The sequence below is a fragment of the Streptomyces sp. L500 genome (assembly GCF_054551825.1).
Window position 1 is genome coordinate 1 of record NZ_JBTOLC010000053.1, and the last position, 24,274, is coordinate 24,274.

Annotated in this window: 10 protein-coding genes; 3 read left to right on the top strand and 7 right to left on the bottom strand. The window is 74.2% G+C overall.

The window, feature by feature from the left end:
• Positions 1–113: 113 nt before the first annotated feature.
• Positions 114–1,064, bottom strand: coding sequence for a sensor histidine kinase (locus ACX9I7_RS29030; protein ID WP_459388996.1), 951 nt, complete (start codon positions 1,062–1,064; stop codon positions 114–116).
• Positions 1,065–1,215: 151 nt separating this feature from the next.
• On the bottom strand, positions 1,216–1,875 hold the full coding sequence (locus ACX9I7_RS29035; protein WP_459388997.1) for a ScbR family autoregulator-binding transcription factor: 660 nt from the start codon (positions 1,873–1,875) through the stop codon (positions 1,216–1,218).
• 206 nt (positions 1,876–2,081) lie between these two features.
• On the opposite strand from ACX9I7_RS29035, the gene ACX9I7_RS29040 reads away from it, so the two are divergent.
• Both ACX9I7_RS29040 and ACX9I7_RS29045 read left to right on the top strand, forming a co-directional pair.
• Positions 2,082–2,834, top strand: a complete 753-nt coding sequence (locus tag ACX9I7_RS29040; protein ID WP_387573515.1) for a thioesterase II family protein — start codon at positions 2,082–2,084, stop codon at positions 2,832–2,834.
• Between the two features lie 97 nt (positions 2,835–2,931).
• Positions 2,932–4,539 carry an aspartate aminotransferase family protein gene (locus ACX9I7_RS29045; RefSeq protein WP_459388998.1) on the top strand — a complete coding sequence of 536 codons (1,608 nt, stop codon included), beginning with the start codon at positions 2,932–2,934 and terminating at the stop codon, positions 4,537–4,539.
• 83 nt (positions 4,540–4,622) lie between these two features.
• Here ACX9I7_RS29045 and ACX9I7_RS29050 read toward each other — a convergent pair whose 3' ends face one another.
• The 5 genes from ACX9I7_RS29050 to ACX9I7_RS29070 all read right to left on the bottom strand — a co-directional run bounded on the left by ACX9I7_RS29050 (position 4,623) and on the right by ACX9I7_RS29070 (position 10,211).
• Positions 4,623–6,992, bottom strand: a complete 2,370-nt coding sequence (locus ACX9I7_RS29050) for a BTAD domain-containing putative transcriptional regulator (protein WP_459388999.1) — start codon at positions 6,990–6,992, stop codon at positions 4,623–4,625.
• A gap of 239 nt (positions 6,993–7,231) precedes the next feature.
• Positions 7,232–7,567 (bottom strand): winged helix-turn-helix transcriptional regulator, encoded by a 336-nt coding sequence (locus ACX9I7_RS29055; protein WP_126915304.1) that lies wholly within the window; start codon positions 7,565–7,567, stop codon positions 7,232–7,234.
• Positions 7,568–7,705: 138 nt separating this feature from the next.
• Positions 7,706–8,125: a YybH family protein gene (locus ACX9I7_RS29060; RefSeq protein WP_358634463.1), complete on the bottom strand. Its 420-nt coding sequence runs from the start codon at positions 8,123–8,125 to the stop codon at positions 7,706–7,708.
• A gap of 96 nt (positions 8,126–8,221) precedes the next feature.
• A complete protein-coding gene (locus ACX9I7_RS29065) occupies positions 8,222–9,691 on the bottom strand; it encodes a flavin monoamine oxidase family protein (protein WP_387573509.1) in 1,470 nt (489 codons plus the stop codon).
• 139 nt (positions 9,692–9,830) lie between these two features.
• Positions 9,831–10,211: a YybH family protein gene (locus tag ACX9I7_RS29070; protein ID WP_189455866.1), complete on the bottom strand. Its 381-nt coding sequence runs from the start codon at positions 10,209–10,211 to the stop codon at positions 9,831–9,833.
• Between the two features lie 343 nt (positions 10,212–10,554).
• Between ACX9I7_RS29070 and ACX9I7_RS29075 the strand changes: the two genes are divergently transcribed.
• A complete protein-coding gene (locus tag ACX9I7_RS29075; RefSeq protein WP_459389000.1) occupies positions 10,555–24,228 on the top strand; it encodes a type I polyketide synthase in 13,674 nt (4,557 codons plus the stop codon).
• Positions 24,229–24,274 lie beyond the last annotated feature (46 nt).

Below are 24,274 nucleotides of genomic sequence, written 5' to 3' on the forward strand. Positions count from 1 at the left end.
AACAACTCCTCGGCGCGGGCGGATCGGCCGGCCCGCTGGCAGCACTGGATTCGGAGGGGATCAGGGGAAGTCAGGGGGAACAGGGGGAACGTTCCGGGGCCACCGGCCACCCGCTATGTGCGCGGGCGCAGCGGCAGGTGCATGTCGACCCTGGTGCCGTCGACGGGCGAGCTCTCGATCGTCAGCTTTCCGCCGATGTCCTCGACCCGCTGGGTCATCGACGCGATCCCCCGGGCCGGGCGGCCCTCGCCGTCGGTCGCGCGCTCCGGGTCGAAGCCCCGGCCGTCGTCCTCGACGGCGGCGTGGACCCACCAGCGGGTGGTGCGCACGGACACCGCGACGCGGCTCGCGCCGGCGTGCTCGAACGTATTGCGCAGGGCCTCGCGGACGGCCAGGAACAGGGCCCGGCGGTGGGCGGTGGCGACGAGGTTCTCATTGCCGGTGATCTTCACGGTGACGTCGAGGCCGGGCGGGGCGGCCTCCGCCGCGAAGCCCTCGATGGCCTCGCCCAGCGGCGGCAGCTCCGTCGCCGTGACCAACTCGCCCAGCAGGCCGCGCAGGTGGTCCTCCGCCTCGTGGAGGAAGACCTGGGCGGCGGCGAGCCGGCCGGGGTCGTCCACGCCCGGGCCGCACTCGACCAGGAGGCGGCGGGCGGTGGCGAGGGCGCCGCCGATGTGGTCGTGGAGGTCACGGGCCACCCGGCGGCGCTCCTGCCAGCGGCAATCCGTGTGCTCGTCGGGTGTGGCCGTGGGACCGGCGCTGGTTGAGCCCTCGGCGGTGGCGGTGACGCTGAGGTCCCGGCCGGTGGAGCCCTCGGTTCCCGGGGGCGTGGGCCGGGGCAGGCGGGTGCGTGGGGTGGGCGAGGAGCGCCGGGTCCTCGGCGGGGCGGTCGCGCGGGCCCGGGCCAGGCCCTCGTTGAGCGCCCGGGCGAAGTCCCGTCCGATGACCGATTCCCAGGGCTCGGGTTCCGTACCCGTACCCGTTCCCGGCCTCGTTCCCGGCCCCGCTCCGGTCCCCGTCGTCGCGCCGGCCTCCGCTCCCCCTGTGATGACAGAGGTATCCATCACAACTCCTCGTACCTCGCGGGACGTCCGAGCCCCTCGGGGAACTCCCCCCTCGGGACTCCTCCCAGGCCGAGAAGCTAACCGGAGGGGTCCTACTGTGTGTTCACCGACGGGTAATCACGCGGGTAATCACCAGAGTCGTGGCCCGGGGTCAGGCGGTGACCGCCTCGTGGGCGCGGCCGTGCGGCAGCGGCGCGTGGGGCGGTCCCGTGCGGAGCCCGGCGCGGAGGTCGCGTACGACGAGGGCGTCGACGAGGAGGTCCCACATCCCCGTCAGCCGGGTGGCGAGGCGGTCGGGGCCCATGCCCCGGCAGGCGTCCGCCTCGGCGCCCGACAGCACGGCGGTGACCAGCCCCTCCACGGAGTCGGCGGAGACGTCGGCGCGGATCACCCCCTGCGTGGCGCGGGCGTCGCGCAGCAGCCGCAGCCCGGTGCGGACGCACACCGCGTGGAAGTCGACGATCGCGGAACCGTCCCGTCCGCGCTCCCGGCCGATCCGCAGGCTGGCCCGGACGATGGGCTCCTCGCAGACCCAGCGGGCCAGGACGTGGGTGACGTCGATCAGGGCCTGCATCGGCGAACAACGGGCCAGCAGATGGTCGACCGTCTCGTCCAGCATCGCGCAGCCGGCCCGCTGGACCGCTTCCGCCAGGTCGGTCTTGGAGGAGAAGTGGAAATACAGCGCGCCCGTCGTCACTTCGGCGCACCGGCTGATGTCGCTCAGTTTGGCGTCCGCGTATCCGCATGCGTCGATCTGCGCGGCAGCGGCTTCGAGCAACCTCCTGCGGGTCCGCCCGGATCTCTCCTGCATCGCCGATCAACTCCCCTTCCGGCCGATCCCCGGCTCGGTTGCCTTCCCTACGCTCCGTGGATGCTCTATGGGCCCACAGAATATGCCCTCATGGCCCTTGCGAACCGTCTCGATCAGGGGTTCTCGTGCGCGTCTCGTGCCAGCCTCGAGCGGCATAACCGAAAATGCCCCGGCACGGTCCGCAACGCACGCGAGGAGAAGACGCAGTGGGCAGTGATTGGTTCCGACGCTACGGCCAGGCTCCGCAGGACGGACCGCGCCTCGTCTGCTTCCCGCACGCCGGAGGAGCGGCCAGCGCCTTCGTGCCGCTGTCGCGCACGCTGGCACCGGCGGTCGACGTGGTGGCCGTGCAGTACCCGGGGCGGCAGGACCGCCACCAGGAGCCGCCGGTGGACGACATCGCCCGGCTCGCCGACCGGCTGGCGGAGGAGATGAGCGTGCTGGACGACCACCGTCCGTTCGCCTTCCTCGGGCACAGCATGGGCGCCGTGCTCGCCTACGAGACCGCCCGCCGCCTGGAGCAGCGCTCGGCCCCCGGGCCGGAGCGGCTGTTCCTCTCCGGGCGCGGGGCGCCGACGGCGGCGCCCAGCCCCCACGACCAGGTGCGCACGGACGCGCACGTCCTCGCCGCCATCCGGCGGCTCGGCGGTACGACGGGCGGGGTCTTCCAGGACCCCGACCTGCTGGCCATGGTGATGCCCGCGCTGCGCGCCGACTACCGGGCGATCGGCGCGTACGCGTGGACGCCGGGGGCGCCGCTGAACGTGCCCTTCACCGTGCTGATCGGCGACAACGACCCGGTCGTGACGGTCGAGGAGGCCTCGGACTGGCGGGGCTTCTCGGCGGCGCGGACGGACGTCCACGTGTTCTCCGGCGGCCACTTCTACCTCGACCACCACATCCGTGAGGTGGCCGATCTCGTGGCCGAGGCGCTGGGGGTCGTCACGGTCGCCCGGTGACCGGTCCGCCTGTTCTCGAACTGCCCGGTAATCGGCGGGCAGTTCGAGGACCGGATAAAGAACAAGCGATGACCGCGCCGCCGTATGGTCTGGCGCCATGAACGCTGATACCCCCGGATATCCCGGCTCCCCCGAGCTCGAACTCGCGGAGCCCTTTCTCCTCGAGTGGCTCGCCTCCGTCGGTCTCGACGTCGAGTACGTCCGCGCCGAGGGCAATACCCTCTACTACCGCGACGCGGACGGCGGGGAAGTCCCCGTGGTCGACTACGCGGGCGGTTACGGCTCCCTGATGCTGGGGCACAACAACCCCGAAATCGTCGCCCTCGCCAAATCCCTGCTGGACGGCGGGGTCCCGGTGCACGCGCAGTTCTCGCGGCACCCCTACGCCAATCAGGTCGCCGGGGCGCTCAACACCATTCTCCAGCGGGAACTCGGCACCACCGACGCCTATTCGGCGATCTTCGCCAATACGGGCGCCGAGGCCATCGAGGCCGCCATCAAGCACGCGGAGCTCGACCGCAGGATGCGGATGGACGAGCTGGCCGCCCCCATCGCCGGGAACCTGGAGGCCGCGCGGGCGGCGCTCCTCGGCGGGGAGGCGTCGCTGTCCGGCGAGGCGCTGGGCGCGCTCGGGTTCGGCGCGACCGAGCGGGTGGACCTGGCGGCCTTCGAGGACCTGGCCGCGGAGATCACCCGCCGGAACGACGCGGTCCGGCAGCGGCCGCCCGTCTTCCTGACGCTGGAGGGCTCCTTCCACGGCAAGCTGATGGGCAGCGTCCAGCTGACCCACAACGAGGGCTACCGCGCGCCCTTCTCCGCGCTGGCCGCGCAGGCCCGCTTCATCCCCCGGGACCGGCCGGAGGCGATCAAGGAGGTCGTGGAGGCGGAGCGCGCCGAGCTCTTCGACGTCGTGGTCGAGGGCGGCGCGATCGCGGTCGTGCGGCGCGAGGCGCCGGTGATCTGCGCGTTCGTCCTGGAGCCGATCCAGGGCGAGGGCGGCATCAACGTCATCACGCGGGAGTTCGCGGCGGAGGTCCAGCGGGTCACCGCCGAGATCGACTGCCCGGTCGTCCTCGACGAGGTGCAGAGCGGGATGGGACGCAGCGGCGCGTTCCTCGCCAGCTCCCTGGTGGGGCTGCGGGGTGACTACTACGCGCTGGCCAAGAGCCTGGGCGGCGGGATCGCCAAGGCGTCGGTGATGCTGGTGCGGCGCGACCGGTACCGCAAGGAGTTCGAGCTGGTGCACAGCTCGACCTTCGCGAAGGACGCGTTCTCCTGCTTCGTGGCGCTGAAGGTGCTGGAGCTGATGGAGGCGGAGGACGGGCGCGTCTACCGGCTCGCCGCGGAGCGCGGGGCGGCCCTGCGGGCCATGTTCGAGTCGGTGCGGGCGGACTTCCCGGAGGTCGTCGCGGACATCCGCGGTGAGGGGCTCATGCTCGGGTTCGAGTTCAGCGACCAGTCGGAGGCGGCGTCCGCGGCGATCCGCGACAACGCGGGGTTCTTCGGGTACGTGGCGGCCGGGTATCTGCTGCGGGAGCACCGGATCCGGACGTTCCCGACGGCCAGTGCGGTGCATACGTTGCGGTTCGAGCCGTCGGTTTATCTGAGCGATGCGGAGATCGCGCAGCTTGAGGGTGGGCTGCGGGATGTTTGCCGGATTCTGCGGGAGCAGGACGGCGAGCGGCTGGTGGGCGTCGGCGCGTAGTGCGTTCCGGGGGCTCCGCCCCCGGACCCCCGGTCCTCAAACGCCGGACGGGCTGACTTTGTCAGCCCGTCCGGGTTCGTGTCCTATACCGCCGCCGGCAGTGTCCGCTGTTTGCGGGCTCGGCCGTAGAGGTGGCGGAGGGCGCCCGTGGGGGAGCCCGAGGCCAGGAGTTTGCGCATGTAGCGGCGGCGGTCGTCCGGAGCCTCGCCGACGTGGGCGACCTGTTCCGGCGCGACCATGAACTCCAGGAGGCGGTCGATGGCCGCGTCCGAGAGGGGGTCCAGGCCGAGGGTGCTGGTGTGGCGCTTGCCCGCGCCCCAGTCGGGGCGGCGCTGGAGCAGCTCCGGGCGGGCCGCCGCCACCACGAGGAGCGGTACGGCGTCGGCGGACTCCACCAGGTCCTCGACGCAGTCCAGCAGGGCGTCGTCCGCCCGGTGGAGGTCGTCGATGATCAGGACGAGGGGGCGTTCGGCGGCGAAGGCCACGACGAAGCGCCGCCAGGCGGAGAGGGCCTCGGCCGGGGCGGCCGGTTCGTGGCCCGGGGTGACGAGCTCGGTGAGGGGGCGCAGCAGGCGGTCGGCCTCGCGGGGGTCGGCGACCACGCGGCGGACGGTCGCGGCGAGGTGGGCCCGGGCCTCACCGGGGGCCTGGCCGGGGAGGATGCCGCAGGCGGCGGCGAGGATCTCGGCCTGCACCGCGAGGGTGTCGTCCCCGGGGAAGGAGGGGGCGCGGCCCATCAGGAAGCGGGCGGGTTCGGGCTGGTCGGCGAAGGTGCGGGCGAACTCCGTCACGAAGCGGGTCTTGCCGATGCCGGGGTCGCCCAGGACGGTGACCAGGTGCGGCTGGGCGCGGTGGCGGGTGCGGCTGAGGAGGCCGCGCAGCAGGTCCAGTTCGCAGTCGCGGTCGACGATGGGGACGGTGTGGTCGCCGGGGTACTCGCGGCGGATGCCGCGTACCTCCCAGCCGGTGGCCGGGTCGCCGGTCGGGGAGACGGTGATCGCCGCCTCGGCGGCCTCCAGGGTGGTGGCGCAGACCCGGACCTCGCCGGCGGGCACCCGGTCCAGCAGCGACTGGCCGGTGTGGAGGAGGGTGCCGATGAGGGTGGGCGGGGTGCCGGGTTCGTCGGGGCGGTAGCGGACGATCGCCTCGCCGGTGACGACGGCGGCGCGGACGGCCGGGCGGCGGCCGTGCCGGCCGGTGGCGTACGCGGCCGAGCCGAGGGCGTCGCGGACGGCGAGGCCGGCGTGGACGGCGCGCTCGGCGGCGTCCTTGCGGTCGCCGTCGCCGGAGCAGGCCCCGAACAGGGCGAGGGTGACGGGTCCGATGCTGGCCACGACGGTCCCGCCGAAGTGCTCGGCCTTCTCCTGGACGGCGCCGGCCACGGCCTCCAGGGCGGTGTCGGCGCTCTCGCTCCAGGCGCCGCCCGGGGTCTCCTCGGCGAGCTCGGTGGCGATCAGCGCGACGCTGACCTGGGTGCGCTCGGTGACGGTCGCCCCGGTCCGGCGCTCGGCGGGCGCCGCGCCGGACGGACGGCCCTGGGGGGCCGCGGCGGCGGGGGCCGGGTCGGGCACGGAGGCCAGGGGCACGCCGGCGGTGGCCGGGCGGCGCTGGGCCGGGATCTCGGCGGTCTGCTCGCGGGCGGTGCGGCGGCCCGCCTGGTAGGGGGCGGCGCCCAGGAGCCGGGCCGGGGGCAGGGAGAGCGCGGGGTCGTGGGTGAGGATGGCGTGCTGGAGGTCGCGCAGCGAGCGGCCGGGCTCCAGACCGAGGTCCTCGACGAGGGTGGTGCGCACCTTGTCGTAGACGGCGAGGGCGTCGGCCTGCCGGCCGCAGCGGTAGAGGGCGAGCATCAACTGCCCGCAGGAACGTTCCCGCAGGGACTCGGTGGCGACCATGGTCTCGAGTTCGCCGAGGACGGCCTGGTGGCGGCCGCAGGCGAGCTCGGCCTCGAAGTAGTCCTCCATGGCGTCGAGCCGGGCCTTCTCCACGGCGGCCAGCTCGGGCCAGGCGATGCCGGTCTCCACCAGGTCGGCGAGGGCGGGGCCCTGCCAGAGGGTGAGGGCCTCGCGCAGCAGCTTCGCGGCGTCCTCGGGGGCGCCGGCGGAGAACTTCGCGCGGCCCGCCTCGACCTGGCGCTGGAAGCGGTGGAGGTCGACGTCGTCGGGGTCGACGCGCAGGACGTAGCCGGGCGCCTGGGTCAGCAGGGCCGGGGCGCTCGTGCCGCCGGTCCCGTCCGCGCCGGCCGAGAGCACGCCGCGCAGCCCCCAGACGGCGTTCTGGAGGATCTTCCGGGCCGAGGTGGGCGCCTCGTCCACGGGCCACAGGGCCCGCAGCAACTGGCTGGTGGCCACCACTCTGTTGGCCTGCAACAGCAGGAAGCCGAGCGTGGCGCGCTGTTTGATGCCGCCCAGTGCCACGGGGCGGTCGGCGTCAATGACTTCCAGAGGACCTAGCATTCGAAACCGCATCGCTCACCCAAGATCTTTTTGCATCGTTTTGCAAAGGTTGTCGCCGGTTGATTCAGAAGGCGGCTTGCCGTGGGCCATGCGGCGCGACGTTACGTCACGGAGAGTCAAACTCGGTTCTGTGTGCAGCTTTCTGTTCCCGCGCTCGTTCACCCACTGAAGTCGACGGGAAGGCTAGTGGCGGCCTCTAGAGGTTCTCTCGAGGTCCGTTCGAAGGCGTTGTGCCAGCTTCACCCGGAGGGTGCCAGCATGCGCAGTTCGTGCAGCTCACCCCAGGCGGCGAGGGGCAGCAGGCTCTCGTGGAGGGTCAGGCCGAGCTCGGTGAGCGAGTACTGCACGGCCCGGGGCGGGATGGACAGACAGACCTCGCGATCGACGACGCCGTCCAGCTCCATCTCGCGCAGCTGCTGGCTGAGCACCTTCTCGCTGACGCCGGGCAGGGCGCGTCTGAGCTCGCCGAAGCGGCGTGGCCGCCGGTGGAGTTCGGCGATGATCAGGGGCTTCCACTTGCCGCCGATGACCCCGAGGGCGGTCACCAGACCGTCGGTGAACGACTGACCGGACATACGTCCGACCATACCGCATAATCGGTATGTTTTACGCGGCGGCGGCCCCTGCCCTCGGCGGGGGACCGAGGGCAGGGGCCGCACTTCTACGGAGCGCCGGTTCCAGGAGCGCCGGTTCCGGGGGGTCGGTCCGGGTGATTAGGCGACCAGGCCGCCCCGGGCCACGGGGCGGTCGATGGCCATCAGCCAGCGGCCGTCCTCGACCTTGACCAGGACGTCGGTGCAGATGCCTTCCAGGTGGAAGGGCTCGCCCGCGGCGTTGACGCCGTCGATGGCGTAGTCGACACCGATCAGGGCCACGTCGCCGGCCGTGTGGGCGAAGGTGACCTTGGCCTCCAGCTTGGGCTTGGTGGCCAGGAACTCCTTGAAGAACTTCAGGCGGGCCTCGCCCGTGAGGGGCTCGCCGGAGAAGTTGGAGATGGAGTCCTCGCGGTAGAGGCTGTCGAAGAACTCGCCGTTACCGGAGTTGAAGACCTGGAGGAAGATCTCGTTCTGGGTCCAGGTGTCGTCGGTGAGGTCGGGCTTCTCGGGGTCGAAGGGCACGGTGAACGTGGTCATGGCGGGTTACGTCCTTCTCTCTACTGTTCCGGGCACCCTTCACGCGGGTGCCCCCGGGGGGAGGGGTCCGGCGGGGGAACCGCCGGACGAGGGGTGTCACATCTCGCCGTTGGCCAGCTGGGCGGCGCGCAGGCCCGACTCGATCGCGCCGTCGATGAAGCCGGTCCAGCCCTCCGCGATGTCGCCGCTGGCGAAGGTGATCCTGCTCGTGGCCTGGTTCAGGACGTCGGGGTAGAGCGAGGTCAGCTGACCGGGCTTGCGGAAGGCCCAGCCGCCGCGGGAGAACTCGTCGGCGCCCCAGTTCTGCGCCCGCAGACCGATGATGTCCAGGTCCGCGCCGAGCTTCTTCACGGCGTCCTTGACCTGGGCGGTGTTCGTCGGGTCGAGCTTGGGGTCGACGCTGAAGCCGACGTACAGCTGGCCCTCGGAGGTCTTCTTGTAGGGGATGAACATCGGGATCGGCGAGCCGCCCTCGGCCGACTGGCCGTAGAACCGGCCCTGGCCCTCGCGGGCGTGGATCCAGATCTTCAGGGCGTGCTTCACCCCGATGCCCTGGGAGGCGGCGGCCGTGTGGGCGGCGGGCAGCCCCGGGGTGAACTTGATGGTGTGCCAGACGTTGACCGGCACGGCCACCACGACGCCCTTGGCCGAGTACGTCTTCCCGGCGCGGGTGGTGACGTGGACGCGGTCGCCCGACTCGGCGACGGAGGCCACCGGGGCGTTGAACACGATCGTCGGCTTGGCCTCCGCGATCATCGCGCTGAGCATCCCGACGGTGCCGGGCTTCATCCGGTACCGCTGGGTGTCGCTCCAGCCCTCGTTGTTCCAGCCGGCCATGGCCCACCACTGGGCCAGCATCGTCAGGGCGCCCTCGGTGCTGGCACCGCCCGAGTAGATCGCGGTCTGGCCGTTGATCAGCATCTCGTCGGCGGGCGACAGCTTCAGCTCGTTCAGCCGGTCGCGCAGCGACAGCTTGTCGAGCTTCTGGAGCAGGTCCGCGCGGTACAGCGGCTGGAAGGGACGCTCGAAGTACTGCTTGGAGCCCGCGAAGAGCTTCTCGAACAGCGGGCCCATCGCCGCGTTGCCCTCGGCGGGGGTGAACGCCTTGGGGCCGTTCGGGGTCGGCAGGAGCATGCGGTCCAGCGGGTCCTCCTCCTCCAGACCGATGCTGTAGCGCTTGAGCTCCTTGGCGATGTGCGGCTGCGTCGGCTCCACCCAGGTGCCGCCCATCTCCACCTGCTGGCCCGCGAAGGTGTCGGTCCAGGTCCGGCCGCCGATCCGGCTCCGGGCCTCCAGGATCGTCACCCGCTTGCCCTTGGCGCGCAGTTCGCGCGCCGCCGTGACACCGGCGAAGCCCGCGCCGATGACGATGAAGTCCCGCGTGGCCGACTCGGAGTCCTCGGAGTCCTCCCCGGCGTACGCGGGTCCGGCCAGCGCGCTCGCGGCCGAGACGGCCAGGGCGGTCGCGCCCGCCGCCTTGAGGACCGTACGCCGCGAGGGGCGCCGGCCGGTGCGGTGGGCGGCGTCGTCGTCGGCCGCGGTGGTGGCGAAACTGTCGGTGTTCACGGAAATCGTTCTCCCCCTGTGGCGCCGGAGCGCCGGTGACGCTGATGCGAGCTGGTACGAGCTGATGCGAGAGGTGCCCTGACGCCGGAGCGACGGGCGGGCTCACGGCCGGGACGGCCGCGAGCCGCCGACGCCGGCCTTACTCGGCCTGGCCGTACGGGTCGTCGATGGCGTAGCGCCAGTTGCCGTCCTCGCCCAGGCGCAGCACGTCGACGCCGACGCCCTTGAGCTGCTCGGGCTCGCCGTCCGCGTCGACCGTGTCGATGACCCAGTCGACGATCAGCAGGGCGGTGTCGCCGGTGACGAAGGACTGGCGGACCTTGGCCGTCATCTTCGGGCCGAAGGCGAGGAACTCCTTGACGCTGTCCTTGCGGGCCTGGCCGGTCAGCGGCTTGCCCGGCTCCCAGACGGCGACGGCCTCGTCCGTGTAGAAGGCGTTGACCGCGTCGGCGTCGCCCCGGTTGAAGGCCTCGACATAGAGGTCGGTGTGCTTTTCGACTTCGTTGGTGAGCTGGCTCATGGCGTGGCTGCTCCCACTTTCTGTGAGGTACGGGGGCTTTGGGTCAGGGGCCTTATGGGTATGGGCCGAAAATCCAAGCGGACCCTAGCCCGGCGTTCGCAACCCCCCGCTCACCGAGGGGTAATGCGCCGCTCACCCCTTTCGGCGGCGCGTCGATTACCGCACCGTGACCGGTCGCTGAAGTACCGCAGGACGTCAACTGCCTAGGATCTGTGCAGGATTCATGTGTTGTAGCACGGGACCGCCGGGCGGAATTCGAGCAGGTGGCAGGGCCGGGTCGCGGCGTTCTCGAAATGTTTATGGGCCGTTGAGGAATTCAGCGAGGAAAGGGCTGCTGGGCGCGATGACGAAGAAGCACACCCCCGATGGGGTCACGGCGCTCCGGGACGGATCCGAGGCCATCGCGGTCGTCGGCCTGTCCTGCCGGCTCCCGATGGCGGCGGGCCCGGCGGAGTTCTGGGAACTGCTGAGCACCGGTAGGAGCGCCATCACCGAGGTCCCCGAGGGACGTTGGGAGTCGGCGCTGGCGGGCGGGAGCGACGGAGGCGCCCTCGGTGTCCGCCGGGCCGGGTTCCTGGACCGCGTCGACACCTTCGACGCCGCCTTCTTCGGCATCTCGCCCCGCGAGGCCGCCACCATGGACCCGCAGCAGCGCCTGGTCCTGGAGCTGGCCTGGGAGGCCCTGGAGGACGCCGGGATCGTCCCCGCCGAGCTGGAGGGCAGCCGCACGGCAGTCTTCGTCGGCACGCTGCGCGACGACTACTCGGCCCTGCTCTACCAGCACGGCGAGCAGGCCGTCACCCAGCACACCATGACGGGCGTCAACCGCGGTGTGATCGCCAACCGCGTCTCGTACTACCTGGGCCTGCGCGGCCCCAGCCTGACCGTCGACGCCGCGCAGTCCTCCTCGCTCGTGGCCGTCCACCTGGCCTGCGAGTCGCTGCGCTCCGGCGAGTCCGCGATGGCCATCGCCGCCGGTGTGAACCTCAACGTGCTCGCCGAGAACGCCGTCACCGAGGAGCGCTTCGGCGGCCTCTCCCCCGACGGCGTCACCTACACCTTCGACGCCCGCGCCAACGGGTTCGTGCGCGGCGAGGGCGGCGGCGTCGTCGTCCTCAAGCCGCTGTCCCGGGCGGTCGCGGACGGCGACCACATCTACGGTGTGATCCGCGGCAGCGCGGTCAACAACGACGGCACCACGCCGGGCCTGACCGTCCCCAGCCAGACGGCGCAGGAGCAGGTGCTGCGCGAGGCGTACCAGAAGGCGGGCGTCGACCCGCGCGCCGTGCAGTACGTCGAACTCCACGGCACCGGCACGCCCGTCGGCGACCCCATCGAGGCGGCCGCCCTGGGCGCCGTCCTCGGCACCGCACGCCAGGGCAAGCCGCTGCTGGTCGGCTCGGCCAAGACCAACGTGGGCCACCTGGAGGGCGCCGCCGGCATCGTCGGCCTGCTCAAGGCCCTGCTGGCGCTCGACCACGAGCGGCTGCCCGCGAGCCTCAACTTCGAGACGCCCAACCCCCGCATCCCGCTCGCCGAGCTGGGCCTGGCCGTCCAGCGCGAGCTGACCGCGTGGCCGCAGCCGGACGGCGAACTCGTCGCGGGCGTCTCCTCGTTCGGCATGGGCGGCACCAACGCCCACGTCGTCCTCACCTCCGGCCCGGCCCCCGCCGCCCGTCCCGAGCCGGGCGACGCCCCGGTCGTCACCCCGTGGACGATCTCCGCGCGCGGCCCCGAGGCGCTCTCCGCGCAGGCCGCGCGGCTGGCCGCCGCCGTGCGCGGCGACGAGTCGCTCTCCCCCTCCGATGTCGGCTGGTCGCTGATCTCCTCCCGGACCGTCTTCGACCACCGCGCCGTCGTCCTCGGCGAGGACCGGGACGCGCTGCTCGCGGGCCTGGACGCGCTCGCCTCCGGCGCCCCCGCCCAGGGGCTGGTCTCCGGCACCGTCCAGCCCGGCCTGCTGGGCGTGGTCTTCACCGGCCAGGGCGCCCAGCGCGCCGGCATGGGCGAGGAGCTGGCCCGGGTCTTCCCGGTCTTCGCCGCCGCCTACGCCGAGGTGTGCGCCGCCCTCGACGCCCACCTGCCGCGCCCGCTGCGCGAGGTGATCGCGAGCGGCGAGGGCCTGGACGAGACCCGCTGGACGCAGCCCGCGCTGTTCGCCGTCGAGGTCGCCCTCTTCCGGCTCGTGGAGTCCTGGGGCGTGCGCCCCGACTACCTGGCGGGCCACTCCATCGGCGAGGTCGCCGCCGCACACGTCGCGGGCGTCCTCTCGCTGACCGACGCCGCCGCGCTGATCGCCGCGCGCGGCCGGCTGATGCAGGAACTGCCCGCCGGCGGCGCGATGATCGCGATCCAGGCCACCGAGGACGAGGTCCTCCCGCTGCTGGCCGGCCGCGAGGACGCGGTGGCCGTCGCCGCCGTCAACGGCCCGCGCTCGGTGGTAATCGCCGGTGCCGAGGACGTGGCCGAGGAGATCGCCGCGACCCTGCGCGAGCAGGGCCGCAAGACCAAGCGGCTCACCGTCAGCCACGCCTTCCACTCGCCGCTGATGGCCCCGATGCTGGCGGAGTTCCGCGCGGTCGTCGAGGGGCTGACCTTCCACGAGCCGCGCATCGCGGCCGTCTCCACCGTCACCGGCGAGGTCATCGCCGACGGCCTGTGGACGTCCCCCGACTACTGGGTGGAGCACGTCTCCCGCCCGGTGCGCTTCGCCGACGCCACCCGTGCCCTGGAGGACGCGGGCGTCACCACCTTCCTGGAGCTGGGCCCCGACGGCGTCTGCTCCGCGATGGTCGCCGAATCCCTGCGGGACGCCTCCGTCGCCGCCTCCGTGCCCGCGCTCCGCAAGGGCCGCAGCGAGCCGCAGACCCTGCTGACCGCGCTCGCCACGCTCTCCGTGCGCGGCTCCTCCGTCGACTGGGCCACCGCCTTCGAGGGCTCCGGCGCCGTGCGGGTGCCCCTGCCCACGTACGCGTTCCAGCGCGAGCGGTACTGGCTCGACGGCGTCGGCCGGTCCGTCGCCGCGCTTCCTTCCACCACTCATGAACCGGCTTCGCGCGCTCCCCGGGGCGAGCTCGGGGCCCGGCTCGCCGGGCTGTCCGAGGCCGAGCGCCGCCGCGCCGTCGCCGAGCTGGTCGGGGCGCACGTCGCCGCCGTCCTGGAGTACGCGCCGGGCCGCCGCGTCGAGTTCCGCTCACCGTTCAAGGACCTGGGCCTCGACTCCCTGATGTCCGTGGAGCTGCGCACCGCCCTGGCCGAGGCCACCGGGCTGCGGCTGCCCAGCGGCCTGCTCTTCGACCACCCCACCCCCGAGGCCCTCGCCGCCCACCTGGAGGCCGAGCTCACCGGCGCCGCCGAGGGCGAGGACGACCTGGCCGTGGCGGGCGCGGAGGGCGAGCCCATCGCCATCATCGGCATGGCCTGCCGCTACCCCGGTGGCGTCACCTCCCCCGAGGACCTGTGGAAGCTCGTCGAGGGCGGCGTGGACGCCGTCTCCGGCTTCCCCACCGACCGCGGCTGGGACGAGGACCTCCACGACCTCGACCCCGGCGCCAACGGCAAGAGCTCCGTCCGCGAGGGCGGCTTCCTCCACGAGGCCGCGCTCTTCGACGCCGGCTTCTTCGGCATCTCCCCCCGCGAGGCCCTCGCCATGGACCCCCAGCAGCGGCTGCTGCTGGAGACCGCCTGGGAGGCCGTCGAGCGGGCCGGTCTGGACGCCGAGCGCCTCAAGGGCAGCCGCACCGGCGTGTTCGTCGGCGCCACCGCCCTCGACTACGGCCCGCGCATGCACGAGGCGCCCGAGAGCGTCGAGGGGCACCTGCTCACCGGCACCACCTCCAGCGTGATGTCCGGCCGCATCGCCTACCAGCTGGGCCTCGTCGGCCCCGCCGTCACCGTCGACACCGCCTGCTCCTCCTCGCTGGTGGCCCTCCACATGGCCGTGCGCTCGCTGCGCTCGGGCGAGTCGACGCTGGCCATCGCCGGTGGCGCGACCGTGATGTCCTCGCCGGGCATGTTCGTGGAGTTCTCCCGCCAGCGCGGCCTCGCCGCGAACGGCCGCTCCAAGTCCTTCGCCGAGGGCGCCGACGGCACCTCCTGGGCCGAGGGCGTGGGCCTCCTCCTCGTCGAGCGGCTCTCCGACGCCCGGAAGAACGGCCACAAGGTCCTCGCCGTCATCCGGGGCACCGCCATCAACCAGGACGGCGCCTCCAACGGCCTCACCGCCCCCAACGGGCCCTCGCAGCAGCGCGTCATCCGCCAGGCCCTGGCCGACGCCCGGCTCACCCCCGCCGACGTCGACGCCGTCGAGGCGCACGGCACCGGCACCAAGCTCGGCGACCCCATCGAGGCCGAGGCGCTGCTCGCCACCTACGGCCGCGCCGCCGACCGCGAGGCACCGCTGTACCTGGGCTCGCTGAAGTCCAACATCGGCCACGCCCAGGCGGCGGCCGGCGTCGGCGGCCTCATCAAGATGGTGGAGGCCATCCGGCACGCCAAGCTCCCCCGGACCCTCCACGTCGACGAGCCCACCAGCCACGTCGACTGGACCTCCGGCGCCGTCGAGCTGCTGACCGAGGAGCGCGCCTGGCCCGACGCGGGCCGCCCGCGCCGCGCCGCGATCTCCTCCTTCGGCATCAGCGGCACCAACGCCCACGTCGTCATCGAGCAGGCCGACGAGACGCCCCGCGCCCTGACCGCCGGTGATCTCGCCGTGCGCGCCCCCTGGGTGCTCACCGCCCGCGACGAGGCCGCCCTGCGCGAGCAGGCCGGCCGGCTGCGCGAGCTGGTCGACGCCACCGGCGCCCACCCCGCCGACGTCGGCTTCTCGCTGGCCACCGCCCGGACCGCCTTCGAGCGGCGCGCCGTGGTGACCGGCCGGACGAGCGAGGAGTTCCTCGCCGGGCTCGGCGCGCTCGCCCAGGGCGTGGACGCCGGGAACGTGGTGACCGGCAGCGCCGCCCGCGCGGGCCGTACCGCGTTCCTCTTCACCGGGCAGGGCGCCCAGCGGGTCGGCATGGGACGTGAACTCCATGCCGGGCAGCCGGTGTTCGCCGCCGCCTTCGACGCCGTCGCCGAGGAACTGGACAAGCACCTGGAGCGGCCGCTGAAGAAGCTCGTCTTCGCGGAGGAGGACGGCGAGGACGCCGCCCTGCTGCACGAGACCCGCTACACCCAGCCCGCGCTGTTCGCGATCGAGGTCGCGCTGTTCCGGCTGCTGGAGCACCACGGGCTCACGCCCGACCTGCTCGCCGGCCACTCCATCGGCGAGCTCGCCGCCGCGCACGTCGCGGGCGTGCTCTCGCTGGCCGACGCCGCCGCGCTGGTCGCCGCGCGCGGCCGGCTGATGCAGTCCGCCCGCTCCGGCGGCGCGATGATCGCGATCCAGGCCACCGAGGACGAGGTGCTGCCGCTGCTGGCGGGCCACGAGGACGCCGTGTCCGTCGCCGCCGTCAACGGCCCCGACGCCGTGGTGATCTCCGGTGACGAGACCGTCGCCGAGGCCGTCGCCGCGCGGCTGCGCGAGCAGGGCCGCAAGACCCACCGGCTCACCGTCAGCCACGCCTTCCACTCGCCGCACATGGACGACGTGCTGGAGGAGTTCCGGGCCGTGGCGGCCGGGCTCACCTTCCACGAGCCCGCCCTGCCGATCGTCTCCACCGTCACCGGCCGCCCGGCCGAGCCGGGCGAGCTCGCCACGCCCGACTACTGGGTGAACCAGATCCGGCGGGCCGTGCGCTTCGCCGACGCCGTCCGGGCGCTGGAGGAGCAGGGCGCCACCGTGTTCGTCGAGCTCGGCCCCGACGCCGTGCTCACGGCGCTGGCGCGCAACTCCCTGTCCGGGGACGGCGCCACGGCCGTCGCGCTGCTGCGCAAGGGCCGCCCCGAGGCGGAGACCCTCATCGCCGGGCTCGCCCAGGCCCACGCGGTCGGCGCGCCGCTCGACGCCGCGTCGTTCTTCCCCGGCGGCTCGGCCACCGACCTGCCCACATACGCCTTCCAGCGCGCCCACTACTGGCTCGCGGCCCGGCCCGCCGCCGACGCGCGCGGCCTCGGCCTGGACATGGCCGACCACCCGCTGCTGGCCACCGCCGTCGAACTCGCCGACCGCGAGGACCTGCTGCTCGCCGGCCGCCTCTCCCTGGCCACCCACCCGTGGCTGGCCGACCACGCCATCGACGGCACCGTGCTCGTCCCCGCCACGGCCTTCATCGAGCTGGCCGTCGCCGCGGGCGACCGGGCCGGCACGGGCCAGGTGGAGGAGCTCACCCTGCGGGCGCCGCTCGTCCTGCCCGAGCGGGGCGCGGTCCGCGTCCAGGTCGCCGTCGCGGCGGCCGAGGCGTCCGGCAGCCGCCCGTTCACCATCCACGCCCGCGCGGAGACGTCCGTGGGCGACGAGCCCCGGCCGTGGACCCTCCACGCCGCCGGCACCCTCGCCCCGGCGCCGCTGCCGGCCGCGCCCGCCGCGTCCCCGCTCGCCGCGTGGCCGCCGGCCGGTGCGGTCGCCGAGCCACTGACCGACGTCTACGAGCGGCTGGCCACCCTCGGCTACGGCTACGGGCCCGCCTTCCAGGGCCTGGCGGGCATCTGGCGCGCGGGGGACGACGTCTACGCCGAGGTCCGGCTGCCCGAGGGCACCGACCTCGACGGCTTCGCCCTCCACCCGGCGCTGTTCGACGCCGTCCTCCACCCGCTGGTGCTGGACGCCGCCGACCCGTCGGCGCCGGAGCAGATCCGGCTCCCCTTCGCGTGGAACGACATCGCGCTGTACGCGGCCGGGGCGACGGCCCTGCGGGTGCGGATCTCGCCGGTGGGGACGGACACCGTCTCCATCGACCTGGCCGACGCGGCGGGCGAGGCGGTCGCCTCCGTGGGCGCGCTGACGCTGCGGCCGGTCGAGAAGGCGAAGCTCGCGCCGAAGGCTTCCGGGCCGGACGCGCTGTTCGTGGTGGAGTGGCCGACCGTCGCCACGGCCGACGGCGCCGCCGTCACATGGGCCGAGACGGACGGGGAATCGCTGCCGGCGGCCGAGGTCGTCGTCGCCCGCCCGGCGGACGTCCGGCACGCGCTGCGCCTCGTGCGGGCGTTCCTGGCGGACGAGCGGCTGGAGGAATCGCGGCTGGTGTTCGTCACGCGTGGCGCGATAGCCGTCGGCGAGGAGGACGTGACCGGTCTCGCCTCGGCCCCGGTGTGGGGTCTGGTGCGGGCGGCGCAGTCCGAGCACCCGGGGCGGTTCGTCCTGGTGGACGCGGACGACGACGGGCTGCTGGCCTCCGCCATCGCGACGGGTGAGCCCCAGCTGGCGATCCGGGGCGGCGAACTGCGCGTGCCGCGCCTGGCACGGGCGGAGGCTGCCCCGGTCCCGCCCCTTCCCGATTCCCGGGGCTCCGCCCCGGACCCCGCTCCTCAATCACCGGAGGGGCTGAATTCAGGCACCGTCCTGATCACCGGCGGCACCGGTGGCCTCGGCGCCCTGTTCGCCCGGCACCTCGTGGAGACCCACGGCGTCCGCCACCTCCTCCTGAGCAGCCGCCGAGGAGCGGCCACCCCCGGTGCCAAGGAGCTCGTCGCCGAGCTCAACTCCCTCGGCGCCGAAGTGACCGTCGCCGCCGCCGACGCCGCCGACCGCGACGCGGTCGCGCAACTCCTCTCGCAGGTCGACGACGCGCACCCGCTGACCGCCGTCGTCCACACCGCCGGTGTCCTCGACGACGCGACCGTCGCCGCCCTCACCGAGGAGCAGCTCGAGACCGTCATGCGTCCCAAGGTGGACGCCGCCCGGCACCTCCACGAGCTCACCAAGGACATCGCGACCCTCTCCGCCTTCGTCCTCTTCTCGTCCGTCTCCGGCATCACCGGCACCGCCGGTCAGGCCAACTACGCGGCCGCCAACACCTACCTGGACGCCCTCGCCGCGCACCGCAAGGCGCAGGGCTTGCCCGCCACCTCGCTCGCCTGGGGTCTGTGGGACGCCACCCACGGCATGGGCGGCACGCTCGGCGAGGCCGACCTGGCGCGCTGGACGCGGGCCGGTGTCTCGCCGCTCACCCCGGAGCTCGGGCTCGCCCTGTTCGACGCGGCCCTCGCGGGTGGCGAGCCCCTGTACGTGCCCGCCGCGCTGAACCTCGCGACGTTCGCGGCGGCGGACCAGCCCCCCGCCCTGCTGCGCGGCCTGGTCCGTACCCGCGCCCCGCGCCGGACCGCCCGCGCGGCGGCCGGCGCCGGGCAGAACCAGGGGGACTGGGCGCAGTCGATCAACGCGCTGCCCGAGGGCGAGCGCGCGGGCGCGGTGACCGAGCTCGTCCGGGGCGTCGTCGCGGCCGTGCTCGGCCACGCGAACGCCACCACCGTCGACCCCGAACGGGCCTTCAAGGAGCTCGGTTTCGACTCCCTCTCCGGTGTGGAGCTGCGCAACCGCCTCAACAGCATCACCGCTCTGCGGCTGCCGACCACCGCCGTCTTCGACCACCCCTCGCCGGCCGCGCTCGCCGCGTTCCTGCTCTCCAAGGTGGGCGACAGCGGCACGAAGGCCGTGACGAAGGCCGTCCGTTCCGCCGCCTCCGCCGACGAGCCGATCGCCATCGTCGGCATGGCCTGCCGCTACCCCGGTGGCGTCACCTCCCCCGAGGGCCTGTGGCGGCTCGTGGCCGACGGCGTGGACGCCGTCAGCGAGTTCCCCGTCAACCGCGGCTGGGACCTCGACACGCTCTACGACCCCGACCCGGAGAAGACCGGCAGCTCCTACGTCCGGCACGGCGGTTTCCTCCACGACGCCGACCTGTTTGACCGGGAGTTCTTCGGCATCTCGCCGCGCGAGGCCACCGCGACCGACCCGCAGCACCGGCTGCTGCTGGAGACCGCGTGGGAGACCTTCGAGAGCGCCGGCATCGACCCGGCCGCCGTGCGCGGCACCAACACCGGTGTGTTCACCGGCGCCATGTACGACGACTACGCGTCGCGCCTGGCCGGCACGCCCGAGGAGTTCGAGGGCTTCCTGCTCGCGGGCAACCTCTCCAGCGTCGTCTCGGGCCGGCTGTCCTACACGTACGGGCTGGAGGGCCCGGCCGTGACCGTGGACACCGCCTGCTCGTCCTCGCTGGTCGCCCTGCACCTGGCGGCGAACGCGCTGCGCTCGGGCGAGTGCGACATGGCGCTCGCGGGCGGTGTGACCGTGATGGCCGGACCGCACGTCTTCATCGAGTTCTCCCGGCAGCGCGGGCTCTCGCCCGACGGCCGCTGCAAGTCCTTCTCCGCCGACGCGGACGGCACCGGCTGGGCCGAGGGCGTGGGCCTGCTGCTCGTCGAGCGGCTCTCCGACGCCGAGCGCAACGGGCACCAGGTGCTCGCGGTGCTGCGCGGCTCCGCCGTCAACCAGGACGGCGCCTCCAACGGCCTGACCGCGCCCAACGGCCCGGCCCAGGAGCGCGTCATCCGCCAGGCTCTGGCCAACGCCGGGCTCCAGCCGTCCGACGTGGACGCGGTGGAGGCCCACGGCACCGGCACGACCCTGGGCGACCCCATCGAGGCGCAGGCGCTGCTCGCCACCTACGGCCAGGACCGGCCCGAGGACCGGCCGCTGTACCTCGGCTCCCTGAAGTCCAACATCGGCCACTCGCAGGCCGCGGCGGGCGTCGGCGGCATCATCAAGATGATCCAGGCGATGGAGCACGGCACGCTGCCGCGCACCCTCCACGCCGACGAGCGCTCCCCGCACGTCGACTGGGAGGCCGGCGCGATCGAGCTCCTCACCGAGGAGCGGGCGTGGCCCGACGCGGGCCGTGCCCGCCGCGCCGCCGTCTCCTCCTTCGGCATCAGCGGCACCAACGCCCACGTCATCATCGAGCGGCCCGTCGCCCCGGCCGAGGAGAAGACGGCGGAGCGTCCGGCCGACGGCGGCGTCCTGCCGTGGCTGGTCTCCGGCCGCAGCGAGGAGGCCGTACGGGCCCAGGCCGAGCGGCTGCGCGCCCACCTCGGCGCCCACCCCGAGCTGGAGCCGGCCGACGTCGGATACTCGCTGGCCACCACCCGCGCCCTCCACGAGCACCGGGCGGCCGTCGTCGGCGCCGACCGCGACGAACTCCTCGCCGGGCTGGAGGCGCTGGCGGGCGGCGAGTCCTCCCCCGCCGTCGTCCGGGCCACCGGCGGCCGGCGCGGGAAGACCGCGTTCCTCTTCACCGGGCAGGGCTCCCAGCGCCTGGGCATGGGCCGTGAGCTGTACGCGTCCTCGCCGGTCTTCGCGGCCGCCCTGGACGAGGTCTGCGCCCACCTCGACGCCGAGCTGCCGCGTCCGCTGAAGGACGTGCTGTTCGCCGCCGAGGGCTCCCCGGACGCGGCCCTGCTGGACATGACCGTCTTCACGCAGGCGGCGCTGTTCGCCGTGGAGACCGCCCTGTTCCGGCTCGCCGCCCATCACGGGCTGACCCCCGACTACCTCCTCGGCCACTCCATCGGCGAGGTCACCGCGGCCCACCTGGCCGGGGTCCTCGACCTCGCGGACGCCTGCCACCTCGTCGCCGAGCGCGGCCGGCTGATGCAGGCCGCCCGCGACGGCGGCGCGATGGCCGCGATCCAGGCCACGGAGGAGGACGTCCTCGCGACCCTCGACGCCTACGGCGACGGGGAGCGCGTGGCGGTCGCCGGCGTCAACGGCCCCCGCTCCACGGTGATCTCCGGGGACGAGGACGCCGTCGAGGAACTGGTGGCCCTCTGGCGCGAACGCGGCGCCAAGACCAAGCGGCTGTCCGTCAGCCACGCCTTCCACTCCCCGCACATGGCGGACGTGCTGGACGAGTTCCGGGCCGTCGCGGCCGGGCTCACCTTCCACGCCCCGCGCATCCCCGTCGTCTCCAACGTCACCGGCACCCTCGCCACCGCCGAGGAGCTGACCTCGCCCGACTACTGGGCCCGGCACATCCGCCAGGCCGTCCGCTTCCTGGACGGCGTGCGGTACCTGGAGGAGCAGGGCGTCACCGACTGGCTGGAGCTCGGCCCGGACGGAGTGCTCACCGCCCTCGTCCAGGAGGGCCTGACCGGCGAGGCCGCCTCGCTCACCCCGGCGCTGCGCCGGGGCCGCCCCGAGGACCGTACGGCCGCGGCCGCGTTCGCCCAGCTCATCGCGCGGGGCGTGCGCACCGACTGGCCGGCCGTCTTCCCCGGCGCCCGCCGGGTCGCCCTGCCCACCTACGCCTTCCGCCACCAGCGGTACTGGCTCAACGCCCCGGCCTCGGCCGGCGGCGGCGCGGCCGGGCTGGGCCTGGGCGCGGCGGACCACCCGCTGCTGGGCGCCGCCGTCCAGCTCGCCGAGCGCGACGAGTACGTCTTCACCGGCCGGGTGTCCCGCACCACCCACCCCTGGCTGGCCGACCACGCCGTGCTCGGCTCGGTGCTGCTGCCCGGCACGGGCCTGCTGGAGCTGGCGCTGCGCGCCGGCGAGCACGCGGGCTGCGACTCGCTGGAGGAGCTGACCCTGGCCGCGCCGCTGGTGCTGCCCGAGCGCGGCGCCGTCCAGCTGCAGCTGGCCGTCGGCGCGGACGGCGGGCAGGGCCTCCGGACCGTCGAGATCCACTCGCGGCCCGACGACGGCGACGCCGACCGGGCGTGGACCCTCCACGCCTCCGGCACCCTCACCACCGGCCGGGCCGCCCCGGCCGACCTGGTGGTCTGGCCGCCGGCCGGCGCCACCGAGGTGCCGCTGGACGGCGTCTACGACCGGCTCGCCGACCAGGGCTACGGCTACGGCCCGGCCTTCCAGGGCCTGCGCCGGGTCTGGCAGGGCGAGAACGAGCTGTACGCCGAGGTGGCCCTGGCGGAGGAACTGCGCGCCGACACGGCCGCGTTCGCCCTCCACCCGGCGCTGCTGGACGCCGCGCTCCACCCGCTGCTGCCGGGCGTGGCCTCGGCGGACGGCCCCTCGTGGCTGCCGTTCTCGTGGTCCGGCGCGACCGTCCACGCCACGGGCGCCACGGTCCTTCGGGTGCGCCTCTCGCTGGAGTCCCCGGAGCCCACCACGCTCCTGGCCTCCCTGACGGTGGCCGACGGCGCGGGCCAGCCGGTCGCCACGGTGGAGTCCCTGACCCTCCGCCCCCTGTCGAAGGAAGCCCTCCTCGCGGCGGGCAACACGGCACAGGACGGCCTCCTCAAGGTGACGTGGACGCCCGTTGTGGGCAATCGTCCCGCTGGGCGGGACGGGTGGGCACAACTCCACGACGGCGCCGCACCGCTCCTCACGGGCACCACGACGCACCCGGACCTGGCCGCCCTCACCGCGGCGCTGGACGAGGGCACGGCGGCCCCCGCCGTCGTCCTCGCCCCGGTCGCGGGCGGCGACGGCGAAGGCGACACCGCCGAGCAGGCCCACGCGGCCCTCCAGGCCACCCTGGAGCTGACCCGCGCGTGGCTGGCGGACGAGCGCCTCGCCGACTCCCGCCTCGTCGTCGTCACCCGCAACGCCGTCGCCGTCGGCGAGGAGGACGTCACCGACCTCCCCCACGCCGGCGTCTGGGGCCTCCTCCGCTCCGCGCAGACGGAGAACCCGGGCCGCATCGGCATCGTCGACGTCGACGGCACCGCGACCGAGGACCAGGTGACCGCCGCCGTCGCCGGCGGCGAGCCCCAGCTCGCCGTCCGGGGCGAGGCCCTCCTCGTCCCGCGCCTGGCCCGCGCCGAGCGGACGGAGGACACCTCACCCGCCCGGTACCGCGGCACCACGCTCGTCACCGGCGCCACCGGCGCCCTCGGCGGCATCCTCGCCCGGCACCTGGTCACCCAGCACGGCGCACGCCACCTGCTGCTGCTCAGCCGGCGCGGCGCCGACGCCCCCGGGGCGGCGGAGCTGCGCGACGAGCTGACCGAGCTGGGTGCCACCGTGACGCTCGCCGCCGTCGACGTCGTCGACCGCGCCGCGCTCGCGGACGTGATCGCGGGCATCCCGGCCGAGCACCCGCTCACGGCCGTCGTCCACACGGCGGGCGTGCTGGAGGACGGCGTCATCGCCCAGATGACGCCCGAGCAGCTCACCACGGTCCTGCGCCCCAAGATCGACGCGGCGTGGCACCTCCACGAGCTCACCAAGGACCTGCCGGACCTGTCCGCGTTCGTCCTCTACTCCTCCGTCGCCGGTCTCCTCGGCACGGCCGGTCAGTCCAACTACGCGGCGGGCAACACCTTCCTGGACGCCCTCGCCGAGCACCGCAGGGCGAACGGCCTGCCCGGCACGTCCCTGGCCTGGGGCCTGTGGGCGGACACCGGTTCCATCGCCGGGCACCTCGCGGAGGCGGACCTGCGCCGCCTGGCCCGCTCCGGGCTGCTGCCGCTGAACTCCAAGGAGGCCATGGAGCTGTTCGACGCGGCTCCGGCCACCGGCGAGGCCGTCCTGGCCGTCACCCGGCTGGACACGGCCGCGCTGCGGCGCGGCGAGCCGCCGGTCCTGCTGCGCGGCATGGTGCGGACGCCCGCCAAGCGCGCGGCGGCCGCCGCGGGCGGCGGCGCGGACGCCGGGCCGTCGCTCACCGAGCGGCTGGCGGCCCTGTCGCCGCTGGAGCGCGGCCGGGTCCTGACCGACCTGGTCCGGGCGCAGGTGGCGCAGGTGCTGGGCCACTCCGACGCGAACGGCGTGACCGCCGACCGGGCCTTCTCGGACCTGGGCTTCGACTCGCTGACCGCCGTGGAGCTGCGCAACCTCCTCAACAAGGCCACGGGGCTGCGGCTGCCGACGACGCTCGTCTTCGACCACCCGAGCCCGGCCGCGCTCGCCGCCCACCTCCAGGACCAGCTGGTCATCGAGGAGGTCTCGCCGGCCGAGCCCGTGCTGGCGGGCCTGGACGGGCTGCGGGCGGCGATCGAGTCGGCGGCGGCCACGGGCGAGGACGACCGCGCCCGGATCGCCGCCCGGCTGCGGGAGCTGCTGGAGGCCGCCGAGGCGGCCGGCTCCGCGGCCGCTGAGCCGGAGGCCGATGAGAACGCCGACCTCGACGCGGCCAGCGACGAGGAGCTCTTCGCCCTCTTCGACGGACTCGAATGACCGGCACCGTACGGCCGGCTCCCCCCGGGGAGCCGGCCGGCCCGCG

What these genes read in the sequence shown, in the direction of transcription:
- ACX9I7_RS29070 (WP_189455866.1), bottom strand. Translation starts at nt 10,211, where the DNA reads ATGAGCCAGCTCACCAACGAAGTCGAAAAGCACACCGACCTCTATGTC.
- ACX9I7_RS29075 (WP_459389000.1), top strand. Translation starts at nt 10,555, where the DNA reads ATGACGAAGAAGCACACCCCCGATGGGGTCACGGCGCTCCGGGACGGA.
- ACX9I7_RS29045 (WP_459388998.1), top strand. Translation starts at nt 2,932, where the DNA reads ATGAACGCTGATACCCCCGGATATCCCGGCTCCCCCGAGCTCGAACTC.
- ACX9I7_RS29030 (WP_459388996.1), bottom strand. Translation starts at nt 1,064, where the DNA reads ATGGATACCTCTGTCATCACAGGGGGAGCGGAGGCCGGCGCGACGACG.
- ACX9I7_RS29055 (WP_126915304.1), bottom strand. Translation starts at nt 7,567, where the DNA reads ATGTCCGGTCAGTCGTTCACCGACGGTCTGGTGACCGCCCTCGGGGTC.
- ACX9I7_RS29035 (WP_459388997.1), bottom strand. Translation starts at nt 1,875, where the DNA reads ATGCAGGAGAGATCCGGGCGGACCCGCAGGAGGTTGCTCGAAGCCGCT.
- ACX9I7_RS29050 (WP_459388999.1), bottom strand. Translation starts at nt 6,992, where the DNA reads ATGCTAGGTCCTCTGGAAGTCATTGACGCCGACCGCCCCGTGGCACTG.
- ACX9I7_RS29060 (WP_358634463.1), bottom strand. Translation starts at nt 8,125, where the DNA reads ATGACCACGTTCACCGTGCCCTTCGACCCCGAGAAGCCCGACCTCACC.